Source organism: Planococcus maitriensis, from assembly GCF_003289925.1.
Taxonomy (GTDB): Bacteria; Bacillota; Bacilli; order Bacillales_A; family Planococcaceae; genus Planococcus; species Planococcus maitriensis.
The window spans coordinates 742,144-764,094 of record NZ_QLZQ01000001.1 but is presented as its reverse complement, the minus strand read 5'-3'; the positions used below and the strand labels follow the sequence as shown (position 1 = coordinate 764,094).

19 protein-coding genes are annotated in these 21,951 nt (G+C 49.6%); 3 read left to right on the top strand and 16 right to left on the bottom strand.

What is annotated here, in order from left to right:
- Window positions 1-8: 8 nt before the first annotated feature.
- From DP119_RS03640 to DP119_RS03600, 9 genes are all read right to left on the bottom strand, one after another.
- On the bottom strand, window positions 9-1,181 hold the full coding sequence (locus tag DP119_RS03640; protein ID WP_112231930.1) for an aminotransferase class I/II-fold pyridoxal phosphate-dependent enzyme: 1,173 nt from the start codon (window positions 1,179-1,181) through the stop codon (window positions 9-11).
- Window positions 1,182-1,246: 65 nt separating this feature from the next.
- Window positions 1,247-2,635, bottom strand: coding sequence for a phenylacetate--CoA ligase family protein (locus DP119_RS03635; protein ID WP_146747857.1), 1,389 nt, complete (start codon window positions 2,633-2,635; stop codon window positions 1,247-1,249).
- Window positions 2,636-2,672: 37 nt separating this feature from the next.
- The gene (locus DP119_RS03630) at window positions 2,673-4,532 is read right to left on the bottom strand and encodes a polysaccharide biosynthesis protein (protein ID WP_112230944.1); all 1,860 of its coding nucleotides are present in this window, start codon (window positions 4,530-4,532) and stop codon (window positions 2,673-2,675) included.
- Window positions 4,533-4,568: 36 nt separating this feature from the next.
- Window positions 4,569-5,261, bottom strand: coding sequence for a CpsD/CapB family tyrosine-protein kinase (locus tag DP119_RS03625; protein ID WP_338066438.1), 693 nt, complete (start codon window positions 5,259-5,261; stop codon window positions 4,569-4,571).
- Window positions 5,203-5,991, bottom strand: a complete 789-nt coding sequence (locus tag DP119_RS03620; protein WP_112230940.1) for a YveK family protein — start codon at window positions 5,989-5,991, stop codon at window positions 5,203-5,205. Before DP119_RS03620 ends, DP119_RS03625 begins: the two co-directional genes overlap by 59 nt.
- Window positions 5,992-6,033: 42 nt before the next feature.
- Complete coding sequence (locus tag DP119_RS03615; protein WP_112230938.1) at window positions 6,034-6,456, bottom strand: DUF4870 domain-containing protein; 423 nt, start codon at window positions 6,454-6,456, stop codon at window positions 6,034-6,036.
- Window positions 6,457-6,677: 221 nt separating this feature from the next.
- Window positions 6,678-7,370, bottom strand: a complete 693-nt coding sequence (locus DP119_RS03610; RefSeq protein ID WP_112230936.1) for a response regulator transcription factor — start codon at window positions 7,368-7,370, stop codon at window positions 6,678-6,680.
- Between the two features lie 21 nt (window positions 7,371-7,391).
- Window positions 7,392-10,574: an ATP-binding protein gene (locus DP119_RS03605; protein WP_112230933.1), complete on the bottom strand. Its 3,183-nt coding sequence runs from the start codon at window positions 10,572-10,574 to the stop codon at window positions 7,392-7,394.
- A 381-nt stretch (window positions 10,575-10,955) separates the two neighbouring features.
- On the bottom strand, window positions 10,956-12,623 hold the full coding sequence (locus tag DP119_RS03600; protein WP_112230931.1) for a diguanylate cyclase domain-containing protein: 1,668 nt from the start codon (window positions 12,621-12,623) through the stop codon (window positions 10,956-10,958).
- Window positions 12,624-12,886: 263 nt separating this feature from the next.
- Here DP119_RS03600 and DP119_RS03595 point away from each other — a divergent pair, with 263 nt between their 5' ends.
- Window positions 12,887-13,645, top strand: a complete 759-nt coding sequence (locus DP119_RS03595) for an NRDE family protein (protein WP_112230929.1) — start codon at window positions 12,887-12,889, stop codon at window positions 13,643-13,645.
- A 153-nt stretch (window positions 13,646-13,798) separates the two neighbouring features.
- Here DP119_RS03595 and DP119_RS03590 read toward each other — a convergent pair whose 3' ends face one another.
- The gene (locus DP119_RS03590; protein WP_112230927.1) at window positions 13,799-14,284 is read right to left on the bottom strand and encodes an SRPBCC family protein; all 486 of its coding nucleotides are present in this window, start codon (window positions 14,282-14,284) and stop codon (window positions 13,799-13,801) included.
- A gap of 97 nt (window positions 14,285-14,381) precedes the next feature.
- Here DP119_RS03590 and uvsE point away from each other — a divergent pair, with 97 nt between their 5' ends.
- A complete protein-coding gene (gene uvsE / locus DP119_RS03585) occupies window positions 14,382-15,254 on the top strand; it encodes a UV DNA damage repair endonuclease UvsE (RefSeq protein ID WP_112230925.1) in 873 nt (290 codons plus the stop codon).
- Between the two features lie 43 nt (window positions 15,255-15,297).
- Here uvsE and DP119_RS03580 read toward each other — a convergent pair whose 3' ends face one another.
- The 3 genes from DP119_RS03580 to DP119_RS03570 all read right to left on the bottom strand — a co-directional run bounded on the left by DP119_RS03580 (window position 15,298) and on the right by DP119_RS03570 (window position 17,910).
- Window positions 15,298-16,566 carry an ATP-binding protein gene (locus tag DP119_RS03580; protein WP_112230923.1) on the bottom strand — a complete coding sequence of 423 codons (1,269 nt, stop codon included), beginning with the start codon at window positions 16,564-16,566 and terminating at the stop codon, window positions 15,298-15,300.
- Window positions 16,567-16,635: 69 nt separating this feature from the next.
- Window positions 16,636-17,124 (bottom strand): sigma-70 family RNA polymerase sigma factor, encoded by a 489-nt coding sequence (locus DP119_RS03575; protein WP_112230920.1) that lies wholly within the window; start codon window positions 17,122-17,124, stop codon window positions 16,636-16,638.
- A gap of 276 nt (window positions 17,125-17,400) precedes the next feature.
- A complete protein-coding gene (locus DP119_RS03570) occupies window positions 17,401-17,910 on the bottom strand; it encodes a GyrI-like domain-containing protein (protein WP_167399186.1) in 510 nt (169 codons plus the stop codon).
- A 321-nt stretch (window positions 17,911-18,231) separates the two neighbouring features.
- Here DP119_RS03570 and DP119_RS03560 point away from each other — a divergent pair, with 321 nt between their 5' ends.
- Window positions 18,232-19,425, top strand: coding sequence for a LysM peptidoglycan-binding domain-containing protein (locus DP119_RS03560; RefSeq protein WP_112230914.1), 1,194 nt, complete (start codon window positions 18,232-18,234; stop codon window positions 19,423-19,425).
- A gap of 79 nt (window positions 19,426-19,504) precedes the next feature.
- On the opposite strand, the gene DP119_RS03555 is transcribed toward DP119_RS03560, so the two are convergent.
- The 3 genes from DP119_RS03555 to DP119_RS03545 form a co-directional block, all read right to left on the bottom strand.
- Window positions 19,505-20,065 (bottom strand): DUF4126 domain-containing protein, encoded by a 561-nt coding sequence (locus DP119_RS03555; protein ID WP_112230912.1) that lies wholly within the window; start codon window positions 20,063-20,065, stop codon window positions 19,505-19,507.
- A gap of 145 nt (window positions 20,066-20,210) precedes the next feature.
- Entirely contained in the window at window positions 20,211-21,185 is a 975-nt protein-coding gene (locus tag DP119_RS03550; protein WP_112230910.1) for a hypothetical protein, read from the bottom strand.
- Window positions 21,182-21,700 carry a hypothetical protein gene (locus DP119_RS03545; protein ID WP_146747856.1) on the bottom strand — a complete coding sequence of 173 codons (519 nt, stop codon included), beginning with the start codon at window positions 21,698-21,700 and terminating at the stop codon, window positions 21,182-21,184. The genes DP119_RS03550 and DP119_RS03545 overlap by 4 nt, the downstream gene beginning before the upstream one ends.
- Between the last annotated feature and the right edge of the window lie 251 nt (window positions 21,701-21,951).

Genomic DNA, 21,951 nt, shown 5'->3' with positions numbered 1-21,951 from the left:
AAGGGCGTTTAGGCCAAGATTTCTTCAAGCAGCCCGATGATGTGCTGTTGCTGCTCCGGTTCCAAGTCAGATCCCGAAGGCAGGCATAGCCCTTCCGCAAATAATTTTTCACTGACAGCTGTCTTGCCATGTGGATTATGGGAGTAGAACTTGCAGCCTGCAAACAAAGGCTGCAGATGAAGCGGCTTCCATACACGGCGCGATTCGATGTTTTCGGACTCCAGCAATTCCCGGACAGCATCAGGCGACCGGTCCGTTTTGGACGGGTCGAGCAGCATGACTGTCAGCCAGCGGTTCGAGCGGGTGCCTTCTAGTTCAGGCTGGAATTTCACCGCTTCGTGCTTGCCGAGCGCGGAAAAATAGCGGTTGAAGACAGCACGGCGGGCTGAGACGCGCAGTTCGATCGCTTCGAGCTGCGCACGCCCGATACCGGCCAGCACATTGCTCATCCGGTAATTATAGCCGACGCGGCTATGTTCATAGAACGGTGCATCATCTTTCGCTTGGGAAGCGAGAAATCTCGCTTGCGCCACGCCTTTTCTATCGTTCGACACCAGCATGCCGCCCCCGGACGTCGTAATGATCTTATTGCCGTTGAATGAATAGATCCCGTAAGTCCCGAGACTCCCTGTCTTTTTTCCTCTATAGGTGGATCCCAGAGATTCAGCTGCATCTTCGATGATCGGCACCCCGTAATGATTGCAGAGGGCAATGAGTTCGTCCATGCGGGCGCTTTGTCCATAAATATGTACAATGATCACCGCTTTTGGAAGTTTGCCCTCTTGTTCTGCTGCTGCAAATGCCTTTTGCAGCGCCCAGGGAGACATATTCCACGTTTCTTCTTCTGAATCGATAAAGACAGGTTCTGCCCCAGCATACAGAATCGGATTGGCACTTGCCACAAACGTCAGACTGGAACAAAAAACACGGTCTCCTTTACCGATGCCCAATAGTTGCAAAGCCAGATGGATTGCAGCAGTCCCCGAAGATAAAGCAGCTGCTGCCTGGGTCGTGGCATACGCCGCCATTTCCGCTTCAAACTGGTTGACATTCGCCCCCATCGGCGCGATCCAATTGGACTCGAAAGCCTCGCTGATATACTTCTGCTCGTTCCCTGTCATATGCGGGGCAGAAAGAAAAATCCTATCTCCTGTTTCTTTAACCGGAACCGGAAATGGCATAACCGATGCTCCTGTATCCTGTCGAATGTTCATGTACAACAGCCTCCTCTTCTTCCTCAGCACGTTCAGTCCGTGCTGTAATCACTTTGGCAAGTTTGCGGGAATTGCAGGTTATTGATGATCAAGCCAGCAGGCCCCGGTTCTTCCGATGCGCCATTCAAGCGGCCCCTCACCGTGAAATTCATGTCTTCGCCGAAGATCCCGGCCATCTCCCGGATAATATTCTGTTCAAGTTCTGCAGGAATGAAATCGGTTCCGCTAAGCCATATTTCAATTGCATCCAAAGAATTTTGGACGAACTGCATAGATGGGGCGGCTTTCTGGAATTTCTCCTGCACGGTCGCCAAGTACAAACTTGTCACCCTGCCCCTGCTCCTCGATTGTAAAAAGGCGGAGACCGGCTTCAGCGGCTTGCGGACTACCGGATGGACGCTCCCGCATGGGCACTGGCAATGCACGGGCATCCATTGGTCCTTGATCTTCAGCCGTATCAGCGGCGTCCCTTTTGTATGGAAGCGGGTCAGGAGGACTTCACCTTTTTCGGTAAACTCCAGCACCCCTGTGCGCATATTGAAATGCAGATTCCCTGCAGGGCATTCAGAAAGAAATGGCGAACGCTCGGTTTTCATGCTCCACCGGCGGACCGAGCAGCCAAACGCATTTTCGATTTCCAGCCGTTCGCTTTCAGACAACAGTTCCGTTTCCACAAAAATGGCAACGACCTGGAAATCCAAAAGCAGTCGATGATCGTTGATAAAACGGGCTATTGCCAAAATCGCTTCAGGCAAGCCATCGATGAAATCGGGCCGGAAACCATCCAGGTTCCGGACCACAGCCGAGAGGAATGGCTCCGTGCAATGATGGGCTGAATACAGGCGCTGATTGAGATAGTAAATATCGCGCCAGAACGCTCCTTCTTTTTGGCCAAGGGGCACAAAATCCCCATGATAGAATGTCGCACGCTTCATATCCAAGTTAATGGCGCCATGCTGCTTCTTGAAATGGTCTACAGCTGCGGTTTGTTTTTGCAGATCCAAGTTGCTCAGCCACAAACGGGGCAATTGGCCTCGTTCTGGACTTTCAGCTTCTCCCCTTTTTTTCCGGACAATGTGTGTACGGATGTCATCGATCCGTTCATTAAAAAGCTCTTCTTCGATAACCGGAAGCTGCCGCAAATCACCGGCAAACCGAATATCGGCTAGGTCATCCCCAAAAACCTCCCGGTAAAACGCACTATGTTCGGCAGCATGGCGAAGGAGCGAGCGAAGTTCCTGGTCCTGGTATCTTTCTTCTGATTGCCGGTCCTTCTCATCCATGCCGGAAAGCTGATGAAGAAAGCGATAATATCCCATGCCGTACCTTTTTCGTGAACTGGCGTATTCACGAAAACTGAGCAACAGATTTTGGAGGTAAATAGGAGAGTTCCCATACAGTTCCGTTGATAGCAGCTTCACTTTACATCCCCCCTGCGCTTGTAGGCAGAAACTGTAATCAGGCAAATCCCCCTTCGATCTTCCATTCTTCTTTCCATGCTGGTTCCTTCTTTTTGTCTTCTTTCGGGCGATTCGCAAGTTTCAATAGAGTTTCGCGTATTTCCTGTTCTTCCATTTCAGGAAGATTCTTCAAAATCCGGCTGATTTCCACTTGGCTGATCGGGGTGGCTTTTCCGATATGGATTTTCGCGAATACTTTCTCCGATTGGATTTCACTCGGGTCCAGCAGCTCTTCGTAGAGCTTTTCCCCAGGCCGCATGCCGGTGTATTTGATTTGGATCTCGTCCTCTTCAAAACCGGACAAACGGATCATATTGCGTGCCAAGTCGACGATTTTCACCGGCTCTCCCATATCCAGCACGAACACTTCCCCGCCGGATGCGAGCATGCCTGCCTGGATCACCAGGCGGGAAGCTTCGGGAATCGTCATGAAATAGCGGGTCATTTTCGGGTCGGTGATGGTCACCGGTCCGCCTTTTGCGATTTGTTCACGGAACAGCGGCACGACGCTTCCTCTCGAGCCGAGTACATTGCCGAAACGCACCGCAGCGAATGTCGTATCGGACGAAACCGCTAAATTCTGGACAATCATTTCCGCAAATCGTTTGGAAGCCCCCATGATATTGGGAGGATTGACGGCTTTATCGGTGGATATCATGACAAAATTGCCGACGCCGTGGCGATCTGCCGCTTCTGCCACGTTTTTCGTCCCGAAAATATTGTTTTTCACCGCTTCGAGTGGATTTGCTTCCATTAAAGGCACATGCTTATGGGCAGCGGCGTGATAAATGATATCGGGCTTGAATTTGCCGACCATTTCGAAGATCCGTTCGCGGTCCTGGATATCGGCGATGATCGGCACGATGTCGATTTCTTTCGGCACTTTTGACCGCAGTTCACGGTCGATCGTGTAAATCGAATTTTCACCGTGGCCGAGCAACAGGAGGCGTGCAGGTTTGAAAATGCTGATCTGGCGGCAAATCTCCGAACCGATCGATCCCCCTGCACCCGTGACCATGATGCTCTTCCCCTCGATCTTTTCAGTCAAGGCTTCCATATCCAGACGCACTTCCTCGCGGCCGAGAAGATCCTCAATTTTCACGTCCCGGATATCACTGACTTTGACTTTGCCGACCATCAGATCTTCAATCCGTGGGATGGTCTGGACTTTAAGCCCCGTATCGATACACAATTTGGTGACTTCCGCCATTTCCCTTTTCGACAGCGATGGAATGGCGATGACGATCTGGTCAATCTCGTTCTCGGCAGCCAATCGAGGGATTTCCGAAATCGGCCCTGCTACCCCTAGACCAAAAATTTCCAACCCCCATTTCGTGCGGTCATCATCGATAAAAAGAATCGGCTTTCTTCCCCATTGGGGGTTCTGCTTCATCTGCCTGACGATCATGCGCCCTGCTTCCCCTGCTCCGACAACGATCGTACGGCTCAATTGCCCTTCGCTTTTGCGCGGCTCCCGCTCATGGTACAGGCGGAAGGAAAAACGCGAGGCCCCCAGGAATAGAATGAGGAACATCCAGGTCAGCGCCAGGATGCGGACAAACACACCGCCCGTCTGGATGTATTGCATGACCGTCGCCACGAACATTGTCAAGGTGACCGCTTTGACGATCGACTGCAGCTCATGTACCGAAGCGTACGCCCACACTTTCCGATATAGCCCGTAATGCCAGGCAAAGGAATGATGGGCGATGAACAACGTAACCGTCATAAACAGCAGTAGCTGGTTCGACATGATATTGTCGAACGGCAGCAAGAACAAATAGCAGAGATACGTTGCTGAGAGGATGATCAGCGAGTCGATTATGAACAATGATGTATAGCGTTTAGTAATCGTCATGTCATTAGCTCCTTCACCTCGCGCAGGTACCGCTTATCAATTGTATTCATGGCTGTAATAATGGTCCTTGCTGAGTTTGTAATTATTCATCACGACACCGACAATAAAGGCTCTCGAAGTCGCCAAACTGTCGCGCGCCTTGATTGCGCTTTGCTTTTCGGTTTTCCCTGTATTGACGACCAGCACAGTGCCGTCGCATTTATTCGCCAGGATCTTGGAATCCGTCACCGACAGGATCGGCGGCGAGTCGAAAATGATCAAATCGTAGCGTTCTTTCATTTCAGCGATCAATCGATCCAGCATCGGCGAATCCAGCAGCTCTGCCGGGTTGTGCGGAACCTGCCCTGATGTCAGCAGTTCCAGGCCGCGGATGCCGCTGTCGCGGACACTTTGCTCAAGCTCCCCTTTGCCGACCAATAGATTCGACAAGCCGATATGGTTGTTCAAATTAAAAGTATGGTGCAGCGTCGGTTTACGCATATCGGCATCGACAAGCAGCACCTTTTTCCCCGATTCCGCAAAAACGACGGCCATATTGGCTGAAGTCGTCGATTTGCCTTCTTCTTTCGAAGCGGATGTGAACAATAAAGTTTTCATTTCGGTTCCAGGCAAGGAAAAATTGATCGTTGTGCGGATTGTCCGGTATTGTTCGCTGATCACCGAATTGGGTTTAATACGTGCTACCAACTTTCGGGCGAGCGGCTGTTTTGACGCTGTCTGGTTCAACATTCTCATCCAACTCCATTCTGTCAGTATGTTTCGATGGTTTATCCGTTTTGTCCAAGTCGCCGACCGGGCTCACCACGCCGAGCACTTGCAGGCTAAGCAATTCTTCGATGTCTTCTTCCGTGCGCACCGTCGTGTTCAATTGATCCAGGACGATCGCAAGGCCTGTTCCGAGCATGAAGCCGATGATCGCGCCGACTGCCATATTGAACAACGGGTCCGGCTTGACCGGCTCAGGGCTGGCAGGCATCGTGGCAGGGGCGAGGATGCTGACGTTATCGACACGCATCAAATTGCGGATTTCCTGTTCAAATACTTTGGCGGTCGTATTGGCGATCAGTACCGCCTGCTGCATCGACCCGTCTTCGACTTCGAGCGTCACGACTTGTGAATCCTCGATGCTGGAGACTTCAATCCGTTCATTCAGCGATTGCACCGTTTCGTTCAATCCGAGTTCGGTGATGACTTCCGTCAAAATCGCCGGGCTCTTGATGATGACGTTATAGGTGCTGATCAATTGAAGGTTCGTATCGATATCCTGCATGCTGAACTCCTGGGCATTGGCAGGGGCCTTATTGACCAGTATCTGTGTCGATGCCTGATAGACCGGTTTCATCCATAAATAACTGACAGCTGCCGCGATGGCGACAAATGCGACCGTCATCGCGATAATGAGCGGCAAGCGTTTCTTCAGGTTCTTGAAAAACTCTTTCATATTGAATGTACTTTCCATGTCTTCACCTCATATCCCCATGTACGGGGTGATTTTGCTTGTTCAATGGAGCTGTTTTTCTGCAAAGCGGCCGATGATCCACAGGCGCAGCGCCTTGCCGTTATGTGCGTTCAACATGAGGATGATCCACATTACCAAGCCGATCGGCATCAACAGCACTTCGGCCACCCATCCTGTCATCGGCATCATGCCGGCTGCTGTAAACAATGTGAAAAAAAGAATCGAGACGTATACGGACTGGAAAGCGTGGTAACGGACAAAACGATTTTCCCGCTCAACCATCAGCAGGATGAAGCCCGAGAAAAATCCGAGCAAATACGCGAGCGACCCTGCGACATTTTCCGAAAGGCCAAGCCCGGTGATGGAAGGCTGTGTGCTCGGGGCTTCCCGGCTTTGCTTGAAGACGGTTTGCTGCTCGAAATCGACAGGCGGTTCATTCGTCATCTTGATCTTGTTCTCAATCATCTGCTTTTCCTCCTTGATATCTGTCTTCCTATCGGTTAAGACCCATACTAAGGAGAGCAGGTTAAAACAAAGTTAAATAGTTCAACTAGTTTCATTTATCTAAAAAAATAATTTCCCGTGGCGCTTTTGTCATGCCCATATCGAAAATTCCTTGGAATTGCGGCAATGAAAAAAGCCGATCCCTTTTGCCTCTGCAGCAAAAATGATCGGCCTTGCCATTTTCAATTCGTGAACTTATAACCGAATCCCCGGACGGTCTGGATGTAGCGAGGAGTTGCCGGATCGTTCTCCACTTTCCGGCGCAGGTTGCTGATGTGGACCTTGACCGTCTGGACATCGCCTTCCGAATAATATCCCCATACTTGATCGTATAATTGTTCGGCTGTCCAGACACGGTTAGGCGTCTGGGCCATCAAGAGCAATAATTGAAATTCCTTATGGTAGAGTTTCACGGGTTTGCCTTTCACATACAGCTCGCGGGCATCGACATGGATATGGAGATCGCCGAATTTCAGGATTGACAGCTTGTCTTCTTCCCCGCTTTTCCAGCCGTTGCGGCGCAAGATCGCTTTGACGCGCGCTTCCAGCTCCGTGAAATCGAAAGGCTTGGTGATGTAATCATCGCCCCCCACTTCAAGACCCTGTATTTTATAGGCCAGCTCTTTCCGGTAGCTGACGAAGAGGATTGGCGTCTTGGTCCGTATCCGTATTTTCTCGCACAATTCCAGACCGCTCATGCCGGGCATTTCGATATCCAGCAAAATCAGGTCCGGATTTTCTTTCGACAGCACATCCATCGCTTCATAACCGTCTTCGGCCTCGATGATTTCATAGCCTTTCTTCACCAAGAACAAACGCATCAATTCGCGGATGCCGTCTTCGTCTTCGACAATCAATACAGTCGCACTGTTCATGAAGATCCCTCCCATGGGTTGTTAGTATCTCAAGGGCAGGGCGATGATGAATGTACTGCCTGCGCCTTCTTCGCTTTCCGCCCAGATTTCGCCTTTATGCGATTGGATGATTTCTTTTGCGATCGCAAGCCCAAGACCGCTTCCTTTATAATGGATCGATTCGTCGATTTTGAAGAACCGGTCGAATATATGCGGCAACGCCTCTTTTTTGATGCCGCAACCATTATCTTCTACACGGATGATCAACTCGCCGTCCGCCTCTGTTTCATCCAGCACATTCGCGCTCGCCCGGATGCTTGCCGACAAAGTGATGCGCCCTTCTTCCGGCGATGTGTGCTTGACCGCATTCCATAATAAATTCGAGAAAACCTGATCGACGCGGTCCACATCGACCATAAGCCGCCAATCCGCAGGCCGTTCTTTTTCGCCCGGCCCTACAAAACGGAAGCGCCTGCCGCTTTGCGCAAGGTCAGCTTCCATGGAAGCTGCAATCCGCTCCAGCCACTCATCAAGCTGCAATTCACCGAAACGCAAGGTCATATTGCCCGATTTGTATTTCGACAGTTCGACCAGATCTTCCGTCAAGCGCTCCAGCAATAAGAGTTTTTTGTGGATCATATCCAAATAGCGGGGGTTGTTCTCTTCGATCAAGCTTTCCTTCACTGCCTGGATATAGCTGTGGATCAAGGTGATCGGAGTGCCCAGTTCATGCGAAATCGCCGACAGCATCTCATTGCGTGATTTTTCGACTTCCTGGATTTCGTCATTCACTGTCAATAAGTTCATATTGGTGATCTCCAAGGCCATCGTCCGCTCTTTGACATTGCGCTCAAGGAAGAAATTCAAATTGGTGATTTCCTGTGTCATGCTGCGAAGCGTGGCGAGTGTTTCCACCCTCATGAGAAATTCCTCAACATCGCATGGTTTAACTAAATAATCATTGGCCCCCGCACTGAAAGCATTTGTTTTTTCCTTAACGCCTTCTTTATCGGATAGCATCAAGATCGGCAATTCCGTCAAGGTTGCATTGACCCGGATGCGCCGGCATAATTCGTCCCCAGCCATATCCGGAAGTTCATCGTCGAGAATGACCAAATCCGCCGGCCGGTTATCCAAATGCACGAGCGCTTCTTCACCGCAACTGACCCCTTCCGCCTTATAGCCCTCCCCTTTAAGCTGATGGACCAGCATCAGGCGATTGACTTCTTCCGCTTCGACGACCAAAATGCGCAAACCTTTCTTGACGTTCTTTTCTTTGATCAGCGAGTCTGCCAGCTGGGAAGCCGTCAATTCCCTGATCTCAGTGGACGGTGCAGACTCCGCAGCCCGTTCTTCTTCAGTGAGCGGCAGCGTGAATGTAAAAGAAGAGCCTTTTCCCGGGACCGATTCCGCTTTCAGCCAGCCCCCTTGCATCTCCACAAGCCGTTTGGTGATTTTCAGCCCCATCCCGATGCCCAGGTGAGGGGTCGTTGAAGTGCCGATCGGTTCAAACAAGCTATCCAGTTGTTGTTCTTCCATTCCGCTCCCAGTGTCTTTGACCGTAATGGCAACTTGTTTTTTGATGATTTTTGCGGAGATGATGATCTCGCCGCTCTCTGTATGCTCCACTGCATTTCCGACCAGATTATAAAGGACTTGGCGCACCCGTTCCGGATCGGCGATCGCTTCCGGGAAATCAGCGGGTATCGTGTGCTTCAAGCTGACTTCCGCTGATTTCCGCAATGGTGTACACAGCCGGATGACAGAGTCCGCAACCGCAGGAAGCTTCACTTTTTCCAGGTGCAATGACAGCATATGGTGTTTCGGCCCTGAGAAATCCAAGGTTTCATTGATCATCCGTGCCAGTTTTTTGCCGCTTTCAGAAATCGTTTCCAACTGCTGTATGACGGAAGGCGGCATTTTGCTGTAAGCCGATTCCTGGAGAGATTCCGCTATTCCCACCATCCCGTAAAGCGGCGTCCGCAAGCTGTGCGAAGTGATGGCGAGCAATTCATCTTTGCGTTCATTGATTTGCCGGAGCCGCTCGATTTCAATGCGCTGCCGTTCAGCGGAATTGCGCTCACGCTGAATCCTTTCCTGTTCCCTGATTTTTTCTTTGTCCCTCACCGCCAGTGCAGCGAACAGGACAGCCAATACCCCAAAGAAGAAAATCAAGCCTTGCGCCGCCATTGTGATCGGTAGAATCCCCGACACATACAAGGCATTTAATATGGCAGCGGCTAGAAAGAAGAGTAAAGATACCAAATAGTAACGGGCATGCACGACTCCCCTCTTCATGCCATAGGCCGCCAATAACAGGCTGACAACCAAAGTGGCACCGAGAGCCAGCGTCAGCAGCAGCCTGGCCCATTCGAGTGAAATGAATAAAGTCGTCAGAACCACTGCATTCAATAAAAGCAGCGACTTGATCATCCGGTCCGTCTCGGGCAAATGGCGCTTCGTGTTCAATAAGCCTTCTGTCAGCAGCGTCACCGATAAAGCAGCAAGCCCGACCGCGAAGAACACGCTATGGCCATTCCATAAATCCAGCTCCGGCCAGATGACGTCCAAGCTCAACCCGCCTGCAGAAGAAAACAGGAAAAAGGCTGTAATGGCATAAATCACGAAATACAGATAGGCACGCTGCCGGATCATAGTGAAACGGTGGATATAATAGAACAAAAACATTAAGCCGAGCCCGCCGATCACCCCGACAAACGCGACCTGTTGCCTCGTCTGGCTCTCAAATACTTCCCGCTCCCAGACGGTCACCGGTAATTGAATCGGGGCAGAAGATTCAATGCGCATCCAGTAAACGGTACGCTCTCCTGTGGGCGGCGCTATTGGAAACACGGCCGTCCTGTGGACAATTTCCGCCCTTGTCTCCTGGCCACTCCGCTCAACCGTAAACCCTCCGTCACCATCTTCCGTATAGAGGCTCACTTGATCGACACTCGAAGAACCCAGTTCAAGAAGCCATTCCTTCTCGGCTTGCGCCTTGTTTTCCACTTCCAGCATCAGCCAATACACCGATGGGCTGAAACCGATATTCAACGGATGATCGCCGGCAGGCATGAAATTCCAAACATGGGGAGGCTGTTGGATATCTTCAATTTGCAGCTTGCCTGAGACATCTTCCAGAACGGAAAGCCGGCTGCCCGCAGCAACTTCTTCTTGATCGTTATCCAGGATGAGCTGATTGCCGGAATCGGCGGATATATTCATTCCCGTACCTGAGATGGCTATACAGCATATAAGAAAAAAGAATAGAACTGAGTTTATCTTTCTATTGGAATCACTCACAGCACAGCACCTCTTTTATCCGAATTATCAGATATCTATAGTTGACAGCAGCTCTTTCGTTGATTGGAACAAGGAATCAGCAGCAATAATCATTTGACCTAAGGCAAAAGATTTACTTTTAATTTTTTTAATCCATATTATGTATATTAACTAGGTTTATAGATTTAACGAAATCATATCATTTATCACAGGAAAAGAAAACCATTTTAATTTCCGAATATTCAAATATATATTTAGAACTATGATAAATACACCTCTTTTTAACGGTTGGTTCGAAAGCATCAAAAAACCATAAGCTTCCGCTTATGGCTGTAAGATTTCTATTGTATTCGCTTCGCTTCCTTTTGCTTTATACATCGCTTCGTCCGCACGCCTTAAAATCGAGGAAATGCTTTCTTCTGCAGATAATGCTGAAGCCGCACCCAAACTGAAATTGACCGGGATTGAAATGCCATTGATAGCCAAGCCGCCTGAAAGCACCGACCGGATTTTTGCGGCAGCCCTTTGTGCCGCCGAATCCGTCCCGCCCCCTTCAAGAACGACGAGGAATTCATCACCGCCCATCCTGATGGGAATGTATCCTTCCTCTTCCAGTTTGCTTAAACGCATGGCAAACTCGGCCAATACCATGTCCCCGAAATCATGGCCATATTCGTCGTTGATCTGCTTGAAATCATCGAGATCCAATACAGCCAGGGCTATTTTTTCGCCTGCTTTAGCCTGTTCTTTCAATTTGCTGCTGTATTCCTGAAAATAGCGTCGATTCGGCAAGCCGGTCAACGAATCATGGAATGCATAATATTCCAGTTGGGCTTCGTATTTCTTCTGCATCGAAATGTCTCTGACAATCATGACCATATGCGAGAATATGCCTTCCTCGTCATAGACGGGCGTTCCGTTCATCTCGGCCCAAATCCAGCCACTTTCCGGATGGTCGAAGCGCAGCTGCAAGGAATAAGGCCCCGCCTTTTGCACTGCCTCCTGGAACTGCTGGTGCACAAGCCCTAAATCATCGGGATGCACGTTAAAGAACGGCTTCTGTGCAATAGCTTCTTCAGACGCGATGCCGAAAATTTCCTGGCTCGACGGGGATATGTATAGATACTCCTTTTGCCTGTTCATCAAGATGACCACATCATAAACATTTTCCGCGATCACCCGGAAATTCTTCTCACTCTCCAAATATTTGCTGACCAGCATATCCAGCTCGGTCATGTTTTTAGCCATCAAATAATAGCCTGTGACCTTGCCGTTGATGCTGATCGGGATGAATTTCACGAGACATCCGATCGCTTTCCCGCCCTTGGGCTGCAAGCTCAGCCGATGGTCTTTATAGAGCCCTGAGGCCGCTTCCTCGAAGATTTCTTTCGACCTCATGCGTTCGTTTTGTTCGACCAAGTCACAGAAATCCCTTCCAGCCAATTCACTGATCGGCCGCTTCACAAGCTCCCTGGCCATCCGGTTCCCGCCATTGATCTGCCCAGCCAATGTTAAAGTGAATACTGCATCGCCATTGCTTTCGAACAGGGAACGATATTTGGCATTACTTTCCTCCAAACGGCTGAGCGCTTCCTCCCGTGCATGCTTTGCCAGCTTTTCTTCCGTCACATCGTTGACCACGCTGACGACGTGGCTGCAACGGCCTGATTCGTCCACCATCGGCGTTAAGCGTGACTTGGAATACCGCAGCTCCCCGTTCGGAGCATGATAGGAATCTTCATAGAAAATGCTCGCCCCTTCAGTTAAGGCCTTCTCATAATAATAAATCAGCTGTCGGGCAACTTCCGGTTCATGCACTTCCAGGAAAGACTTCCCGAGAGCTGTTTCATCCATCTGAGTATGGGCTTTCACCGCCTCGTTGATGAATTCATAAACCCAAGCATCCGGCTCGACTCTGACAATGAAAACCATCTCTTCTATCCCTTCGAACAATACACGTTCCAATGCCAATCGTTCAGGCCTGCTCCCCATCTTCAATCCCCCCACTCCGCGTGATGCCACTGGCTTGTTTTGATTTCTTTATATCTTATCAGATTTTCAATCCAGCAGGAACTTTCTGCCCAGCTGAAAAACCTGCCGGCCTTTTTCCGCTTTCACCCCAACCGGTTCCCCCGTCCCAGCTTCCGAGCGCTGCGTGAGCCAAGCGCATCCGTATCCGCTATAATTAAATCAGCTTCATCCAGACGAATGGCTTTTGCATCCATTTCCTGTCGAATCGACAAAGGAGGCCCATTATGTGTTTGATCAATCTGCAATTCCAACAGCATCCGCGATATAAATTAATCGTCGCCGCAAACCGCGATGAATTTTACGGCCGTCCCGCTGCGCCCGCCCATTTCTGGGAAGATTCACCCCGGATTCTCGCAGGCCGTGATTTAAGCCAGATGGGCACCTGGCTCGGCGTGAATAAAGCTGGACGCTTCGCTGCGCTGACCAATTACCGTGACCCCGGACATATGGCAGCTGGCGCCAAGTCACGCGGCGAACTGGTCACACAATTCCTTGATGGCCATCTCTCCCCGCAAGATTACCTGCAGGCAATCGACGACCGGGAGTATGCAGGATTCAACTTGATCGCCGGGGATGCCGAGGGTTTGTATTATTACAATAATATCCACGGGGAACCAGTGGAAATCCCGCCTGGGACGCATGGATTGAGCAATCATTTCCTGAACACGCCATGGCCGAAAGTCGAGCGTGGAAAAGAAAAACTCGAAGCTTATGTAGCGGTAAATGAACAATTGGAACTCGACCGCCTGTTTGAAATTTTAGCGGATGCCGAACAAGCGCCCGACCACTTGCTTCCAGAAACCGGAGTCGGCCTGGACTTGGAGCGAGCGCTTTCTCCCATGTTCATCAAAATGCCTGACTACGGGACACGGTCCGCAACAGTGTTGCTCGTCGGCCACGACGGGCTTGTCACTTTCGCTGAACGAAGCTATGAAGATGGCGAGTTCCGTGAAGACCGTAAATATGAGTTCCAGATTTCCTGAAGCAGCGGGCAGCGACGCACATGCCCATCCCGGGGCTTTTCATCGAATTCATAGGATGCAATTTACCCCCTTCTTTTCCTTGGAAATGACCCCGATAAAATTAGCCCATAAGAAACCCCAAGCGGACCGGCCGCTTGGGGTTTCTTCAAACTTCTACGCAAAATCGACGCCCATGCTTTCGAACAGGCGCTTGTATTCAGGATACCAGCGCTCCCATTCGGAAGTGCGCTCAATTCCATGGCCATCTAAAATAGCTTCCATAATATCCAGCGCTACGTGCCATCCCGCCACGTCTTTTGGGGTTTGCCCTGTAATGTCCGGCAAAGTCTCCACCATCTTCACCCTCGTTCCCTGGCCATCCGGGCCCAGTTCGAAACGTACATGGTCTTCTCCCCATTCAAAGGCGAGGATTTCCCCTTTTTTATAGTCGGTAATCGGAAATTCCTTCTTTTTACCGTGGCCCATTTCCAGTGTCAGGTGGCCTGATTCACCCTCTTCCTCCATTTGGAGCCCTGAAAACCAGCGATGGATTTTTTGGTTGTCTGTCAGCATCGCCCATACTTGCTCTGGGGAATGCTCAAAATATCTGTCGAATGTCGCATTATAGCCGGTAGGATTTTTGGTGATTTCTGCTGTCATTGAAATTCCTCCTCCACTCGTCTTTATTACTAGTATACCCAAGTTCCGTGTGTTTTCTACTTAAATCGGGTATATTGTGCGGGAGGAGCTGAAAACGATGAGATTAGGATATGCGTGCATGAACACAGAGCTTAAGACGGTTTTCCGTACGCTGCGTCTAGCTACGGCTGAAAAGGAAGGAACCGGAAAAATTAAGGAATTGACGATCCAAAACATGGAAACCACTTTAGAGGTCATTCGCTGGAATTTGGAGCAAGGCATTCTTTTCTATCGCGCCTCCAGTTCCATCGTCCCCCTTTCAACGCATCCGATCAACGATTGGCGCTGGTGGGAAGATGAAGACTTCCTGGCGATCGCCAGTGAAATCCGCCGGCTGGTGAACGAACACGGCATGCGGGTTTCCGTTCACCCTGGGCAGTACACAGTCTTGAATTCACCTAAGGCCGAAGTAGTCCGCAAGTCGATCGAAGACCTTGAATACCACGACAAATTGATCCAATTGCTTGGGGGCACAGATATCATATTGCATACAGGCGGCGCATATGGCGACAAGGAAACCGCCAAACGTCGTTTCGCCGAAAATTACTTGGCGCTGTCAGATAGCATACGGCAGCGGCTCAGGCTAGAAAACGATGATAAAACTTTTACATTGCGCGATGTGCTCGATGTGCACGCCATGTGCAAAGTTCCGATCTGTTTCGATATCCATCACCACAATTGCAATAATGACGGGGAACCAGTCGATTTTTCGGAAATCATGGCTACCTGGGAAGGATCCGGGAGGCCGAAAATCCATATCAGCACCGGCCGCGAAGGTTTCACTGACCTGCGCCATCATGACCTTATTTCAGAAGAGGACTTTTCTGAATTATTGAAGCTGGTCGAAGGCTATGAAGTAGATATCATGTTTGAAGCGAAATTGAAGGAACAAGCGGTGCTTCCGTTTCTCCACAAACTCCAAAACCGATAGGAAACCGCCTGGACAGCCGTCAATCGGCCGCCCAGGCGGTTTTTTAAGCATCCGGGAGTTTCGGGAACTCAAATGTAAATCTTGTGCCTTTACCGGCTTCGGATCCGACTTCGATTTCCCCGCCCATCTGGTTGAGAATGCTGTAAGTGACCATGAGCCCAAGACCGGTCCCTTTCGACTTATTGGAGAAATAAGGTTCGCCGAGACGCTTGAGCTGTTCTTTTGTCATGCCCACGCCTTCATCTTCGATATGCACACAAACCGATTGCGCAGATGTTTCCAGCTCGACCATCAGCTTCCCTCCATCCGGCATTGCTTCTATTCCGTTCCGGATGACATTTACAAGAGCTTGATGGAGTTTTTGCGAATCGCCCAAGATCGGGCTGGCCGAATCACCGGGCTGCACAAGAATTTCAACGTTCCTGGCATTGGCATAAGGCGTCATGATTTTGATGACATGGGATAGTTCCGGTTCCACTTCAATGCGTTTCAGTTCGCCATAGATCGGTTTTGCATAGACCAGGTAATCATCTATCAGGTCCTCGGCTACTTTGATTTCCTCCAGGATGGTTTGCTGGAACTCCAGCTGTTTCGCACGGGGGTAATCATATTGCTGAAGCAATTGGACAAACCCCTTCACGCTTTGCAGCGGATTACGCAATTCATGCGACACGGCGGCTGCGAAATGGCTGACCGTCTCCATCTTTTCATGGCGCATGAGCGAATTATATAAATACTCCTGTTTTTGAAGATGTTCGATAAGCAGAGCGGTCAATATGATGATGCCGCCTTGATTGAGCATCAACATCAACCAAATTCCGATCAAGTCGTGGATTGGATCCCCAAAAAAGAAATAGCCTGCGAATAAATTGAATAACAGCGACACGATCGAAATGGAGAAAACGAGCCCGGCTTTCCACCAGCGGTTGACTTTCCGGTAAATCGGCCCCAGGAAAGGCACGCCCGCTGCCACTAACAGCTGGTTCAGGATGGCGATATACATGCCATCCCCACCAAGGGCTATGCGCCCGACAGCTGATACAATGAATAGCACTGCACTCACCAAGGGGCCGCCGTACAAAGCGCCGACAATCATCGGCACTTGCCGGAGGTCGAATATATAATCCTCCGTCAGAAATTGATATGGAAATACCATACACAGGATGATGGAGATCGAAAACAGGATGGTCATGGTAATCCGGTGGCTGACAAAGAAGTTTCTCTGCCCGGCTGTCGCGAACATCTGGTAAAGGATGATCGGAAAAATGATGAAGAAAATATTGTTGATCATGCCGGTCATCATCGCTTCCATGTGCGTACCTCCCTTTACCGTTTCAGATAACCATTATACCGATAACTTCCCCTAGCCTTCCAGTTATTTTTAGCGATCCTTGTACGGATGGTGGATGGATGCCCGTATTTTAGACAAGGTTCGCTCCCTGCGTTTCTTCATGGCGGATAAGGTGACGCCGTAACGTTTCTGCAATTCCGTGAGGCTGTACCCATCGACATACAGCTCCTGGAGCAACTGCCTTTCTTTCGGGCTCAAGAGAGCATCATCCAGCCAGTAAGGCAATTGTTCAGCCACCCACTCCACCGCTTCTTCTTCTTCCAAAAACAAATCCGAATTCTTGACCTTCTTCCCTCCTTTTTGCCGCCTGGTCAATTCGTCTTTCATCGCGCCTTTGATGCTGCGGTAGGCGAACGGCGCAAAATGGCCGATTTCAGGATCGTGCTTTTCCCATGCCTGCCATAATGCGATAAACCCCAGTTGACGAAACGCTTCATAATCTGTGTAAATATTCAATTTGCGGATAATCGATGAGATCATCGGTGCGTATTGTTCTGCCACTTCCGTAAAAGCTTCCATCTTCTTTTCCTTCTGGACGTCCTGTTATTCCCGGGTGAGTACAGCTTATGAAAGCCTGCCAGCTGAGTCCATATTGGAATCTGCAAAAGAATGCTTATTGAATTGGATAAAAAAACCATTTACTAGTATTTGTATATCCAATAATCCCTATTGTTTTTATAATTATCTGTCAATTGATCTTTTTATCACTTACCGTTTATTTTTTTGGTCGGTCAATTCAAAAGATGCCCCTTTCTTTACCGGCAGTAGTATCCAGTAAGGAAAGAGACACCTTTTTTATGCAGCATGGTCAGCGAGCAGCAAGATGAATAGTTCAATTGCCCAGGCGTCCGGCGTCCTTTTTTCAACCGGGTCGGTCACAAAAAAAGCCATGTGCCCATCCCATATCTTCGTCTCGCCTTCGTAGCGCAGCGCTGCCGAAAGCCCTTCGCTTTCCAGCCAGCCCGCCAAATGGTCGGCAGATGACCAAAAATGCTCCGGCGGCCCGTTGTGGATCGCGTGGGCAAAATCCCCTCCCGGCAAGTACCCCGAGATGATATGATGATCCCCCTGCAGCAGCTTTTTTGTCGGAATGCCGACTTCGATCAGCCGTTGTTCATGATCCTCCAAACACCAAAAACGGATAAACGGCAGACCGGCAGCCGCTTCATTGCGCGCCCTCAACCATGCCAGCACTTCCGCTGCGAGTTCAGGCGCTTCTTCGACTTGCTCGGTAACCCTGGCAGTGATGCCAACATACGGCTGTTCACCGCGCTCTTCAATGGTCGGTTCGTTCATATATTGCATGCACATAGCCCTCCCATTCCATCATTTGCTATTCCATACCCGCAGCGGGCCTTTTTCAGTCACTCATCTTTTCCGGCAAGGAAAACCATTGTCCGGCCTGCCCGCGAAAGGTTTCCAAGTAGTAGTAAAGATTTCTCATTTCCTGCTCAATATTGACTGAATTTTCAAACACAAAGATAGTTTTTAAGACAGAACGTGATATAATAAGACTATAAAAATCCTTTTTTATCGAGAATTCCATAAAAGATAAGCCTTGGTTCACACAATCTTTTCCATATACATAAGCCGTCTGACGGCTAATTCAAATGAGGGGTGAGCAGAATGTTATCCAGATGGAGCAAGTTGCTAGCGATTACAGGATTATTGCTCTTTACACTGCTGTCGTTCACGGGCCAGGCTGATGCAGCCTCCTCGACGTTCGTCACGAAAGGCAACACAAGCAGCAAAGTTGTCGCGCTGACTTTCGATGATGGGGCGGACGGGACGAATATCAATAAAATCCTCGACATCCTGAAAACCAATAACGTCAAGGCCACCTTCTTTGTGACGGGAACCGGCATCAATCATCACCCAAGCTGGATCCGCAATATCGCGAACGCAGGGCATCAAGTCGGCAACCATTCCTATACGCATCCTGACTTCACGAAAATCAGCATTGCTGCTATGCAAAGCGAACTGGCAAAAACAGAAACTGCCTACAAAAACGTCACCGGCAAATCCACTAAACCGATTTTCCGGCCACCCTTTGGAGCATATAACGCCACTGTCCTGAAAGGCGTTGGAGATGCAGGCTATACCCACACCATCCAGTGGAATATCGATACGGTCGATTGGAAAGGCATATCTTCAACTGAAATAACGAATAAAGTCGTCAATAATATCGTGCCCGGCTCCATCGTATTGATGCACACCGGAGCAGGCGCGCCTGGTACCCCAATTGCGCTGCCAGGCATGATCAGCAAACTGAAAGCGAAAGGCTATAAATTCGTCACCGTATCCGAGCTCTTGAAATTGCCGCCAACCGGCGGAACGACTTATACCGTCAAAGCCGGGGACACGCTTTACAGCATCGCCAAAAAGTATAATGTCACTATAGCCGCTCTTGCGAAAGCCAATAATATCACGAATTACAATTTGATCCGCGTCGGCCAGGTGCTGGTGATTCCTGGCACAACCGCACCGACACCGCCGCCTGCAACGACCGTGAAATACACCGTTAAGGCCGGGGATACACTCTATAGCATCGCCAGTAAATATAATACGACGGTAGCAGCTATTGCATCTGCCAATAAAATCACCAACGTCAATCTCATCAGCGTCGGCCAAGTCCTGATCATTCCGGTCAAACAAGCACCGCCGCCAGTGACGACCATCAAGTATACGGTCAAAGCCGGGGACACGCTTTACAGCATCGCCAGAAAATACAATACGACCGTCACCGCCATCGCCAAAGCAAATAACATCACCAATGTCAATTCCATTCGCGTCGGCCAGGTGCTGATCATCCCACGCTGATATCGAACATAAAAAAGCCATCCCCTCGGATGGCTTTTTTTTTACGTTCCCTTATAGACCCGACTATTGATCGGGCAAATTATGACGCTGGGCTTTTCCTATACAGAAACCGTTTATACAAGCGAAAAATGACGATTGCCATCAACAGTAGAAAAACGACAGCCAGTATAGGGACGATGAAGATCAAAATCGGCGCAATGGTGGCCGTGACGTCTTCAGCAACGGACACCGCCGGGCCCATCAAGGCAGTGTCGCTCACTCCCTTAACCGCCGTCAAAGTTGAATGTGATGCAGTAGCCACACCGCCTCCCCCAATGATCGCGATCGCCCATTCGAGAAATGGGTTCATATCGCCGATAAATGATGCGGTCAGTAAAATTCCCGCCAACGCTGCAACAGGGGTGGAAATCAATTTCATGAACGACCCGACCGCCGGAATGTAATTGACCAGGATTTCAAATATCGTAGCAGCACCGAACGCGATAAGCGCCGGTGTACTGCCAACCCAGCTGAAACCTTCGGACAAGGTGATCCAATCCACCCGTTCGAAAATCCCAGTTATCAATAAGGGGGTAAAAATGCGGAATCCGACCGTCGCGCTTAACGCAAGGCCGATAAGTATCGCCATTGCCGTCTCCATACAAACACCTCCAGAAATCTTCTCCTTACCGATTCCATACCCTTCTGGAAAGTAAACTAACTACCCGGCAAGAAAACGCAAAACCTCCGCAGCAAAAAAAGGATGAAAAGTGCCCCTTTTCATCCTTTCCGCCAAAACGGCCCGGTTATTGAGCTTGCATCATCATCTGATAATGAATGTAATCAAAGAAATGCAGTTCACCCGGCAATTCCTCCCCTGCCAATGATTCCGCACGCTGCACTGCCTGTTCTGAAAATTCCGCTTGGCCTATGCGCTCGAAATACTGCCATAAGTAATAATAGACCGCAAGTGATTCATAATCGACAGCAGGCTTGCCTGTTTCACGGTCATACCGCCCTGCCAATCGGCCTTGGCGATCCCACTCTTCAATCAGCCAATTTTCGAATTCCGGGGATTCAATCCCCTGGTCATAGCGATTGACCGCAATCAATAATTGGTCGATCATATGGACTTCATCGCTTTTCATGTATTTTTGTCCTTCGAAGTCATAATACTCGGGAAAAAAAACTTCAGTTTCGCCTGTATCCAATACGGCAAACGACTCGGGAAGCACTGTCAGTTCCTCGATCAAATAACTGAGCGTAATCCGGTTCCCCGCAAGTTTGTAGGACCAGTCGTAATAATCAACCGCAGTTCCTTGCTGGTGCTGCCGGTCTTCGATTGCAGACATGATCCGGCGGGAAAGTTCCAGATAGCCGGGTTCATCAAATTGCCCAGCCGCCCCTTCAAGAGCAGCTGCAATGCGCACATCATCGATCAACGCATTCACGTTCGCTTCTTCGTATAGGCGCCAAGGGATAAACACCTGGCCGCCAGTTTCGACTATGAAACGGTCTTTTAATATCGTTGCTTGTTCCGCAAAATCCCCTTCATCCCCAACTTGTAGCAAATACTCCATATACAAGCCAAGGCTCTCCGATAAATATTCAGATTCCCTATTATCTGGATAGGCATGGATGACACCATCATCGTTCATATAATGGGCATCGACTGTTTCCTGGACGGTCGTTCCTTGGCCATTGGCCATTCCGCATCCCCCCATCGCCAAGCTTCCCAAAACCGACAACATCAATAATTTGCTTTCTTTTAATCGCTTCAACTGAGTAAGCTCCCCATTTCACCGACCGTAGTAATCGCTGTTTTTTTGATTTTATATCGTGCAGGTTCGTTCTCTGCACCCATTAATTGCTCGATTCGCTCCAATAAAGGCTGCACCGAATCTTCTCCCGTTTCCTTGACCAGCACATACACCGCACCATTTCTGCTTGTCACGAGATCGCGTTGCCGAACGATCGACAGGAGAGCTGCCCGTTCCAATTCCGAAGTCTGTACTGGGCAATTGACGAAAGGCGTGACTTCCATCAGCCAAGCACGCTCTTTGCGTTTGCTCGTTTTCAACATCCATAAAGCCTGTTCGACAAATTCCTGTAGATCCAGCGCGCGAAGTTCCCCGTTTTTTTGCAGCAGTGATTGGCGCTGCGCCTCCAACTGCCCTGTTTCCTCTTCCAGTGACTTTACTTGTTCGGAAACAGCCCAAAGTGAAAACTGAAAGACCGACATCAGGAAATAAGTGCCGATCGATGTCAGTGAAGCAGCCGGTACCTGGATGGCCATCCCCAACGCTGCGGCCAGGATCAAAAATAGAAATGCCGGCAGCCATGTCCTGGGCAATAATAAGATAAAAGGGACGGATAGGAGTGCAGCCGCTACAGCATATTCATATAGGGGCCAACGGAAATAAAGCAAAGCAACGCCAGAAAAAAAGGCTAAGCATATTAGAAGTGGTAAAAATTTCATTTTATTCATTATATTATCTTCCTTGTAAAATAATTGGTAAAAACTCAAAAAGATATTGAGATTCATTA

Bases quoted from the DNA above. Each gene is read 5' to 3' on its own strand.
- DP119_RS03575 (WP_112230920.1), bottom strand. From the start codon at position 17,124: ATGGAAGCTTTTACGGAAGTGGCAGAACAATACGCACCGATGATCTCA.
- DP119_RS03625 (WP_338066438.1), bottom strand. From the start codon at position 5,261: ATGTTGAACCAGACAGCGTCAAAACAGCCGCTCGCCCGAAAGTTGGTA.
- DP119_RS03615 (WP_112230938.1), bottom strand. From the start codon at position 6,456: ATGATTGAGAACAAGATCAAGATGACGAATGAACCGCCTGTCGATTTC.
- DP119_RS03600 (WP_112230931.1), bottom strand. From the start codon at position 12,623: ATGGGGAGCAGGCCTGAACGATTGGCATTGGAACGTGTATTGTTCGAA.
- DP119_RS03560 (WP_112230914.1), top strand. From the start codon at position 18,232: ATGTTATCCAGATGGAGCAAGTTGCTAGCGATTACAGGATTATTGCTC.
- uvsE (WP_112230925.1), top strand. From the start codon at position 14,382: ATGAGATTAGGATATGCGTGCATGAACACAGAGCTTAAGACGGTTTTC.
- DP119_RS03545 (WP_146747856.1), bottom strand. From the start codon at position 21,700: ATGGCCATCCAGGTACCGGCTGCTTCACTGACATCGATCGGCACTTAT.
- DP119_RS03555 (WP_112230912.1), bottom strand. From the start codon at position 20,065: ATGGAGACGGCAATGGCGATACTTATCGGCCTTGCGTTAAGCGCGACG.
- DP119_RS03605 (WP_112230933.1), bottom strand. From the start codon at position 10,574: ATGAATATATCCGCCGATTCCGGCAATCAGCTCATCCTGGATAACGAT.
- DP119_RS03595 (WP_112230929.1), top strand. From the start codon at position 12,887: ATGTGTTTGATCAATCTGCAATTCCAACAGCATCCGCGATATAAATTA.
- DP119_RS03620 (WP_112230940.1), bottom strand. From the start codon at position 5,991: ATGGAAAGTACATTCAATATGAAAGAGTTTTTCAAGAACCTGAAGAAA.
- DP119_RS03610 (WP_112230936.1), bottom strand. From the start codon at position 7,370: ATGAACAGTGCGACTGTATTGATTGTCGAAGACGAAGACGGCATCCGC.
- DP119_RS03590 (WP_112230927.1), bottom strand. From the start codon at position 14,284: ATGACAGCAGAAATCACCAAAAATCCTACCGGCTATAATGCGACATTC.
- DP119_RS03570 (WP_167399186.1), bottom strand. From the start codon at position 17,910: ATGCAATATATGAACGAACCGACCATTGAAGAGCGCGGTGAACAGCCG.
- DP119_RS03630 (WP_112230944.1), bottom strand. From the start codon at position 4,532: ATGACGATTACTAAACGCTATACATCATTGTTCATAATCGACTCGCTG.
- DP119_RS03640 (WP_112231930.1), bottom strand. From the start codon at position 1,181: ATGCCATTTCCGGTTCCGGTTAAAGAAACAGGAGATAGGATTTTTCTT.
- DP119_RS03580 (WP_112230923.1), bottom strand. From the start codon at position 16,566: ATGGAAGCGATGATGACCGGCATGATCAACAATATTTTCTTCATCATT.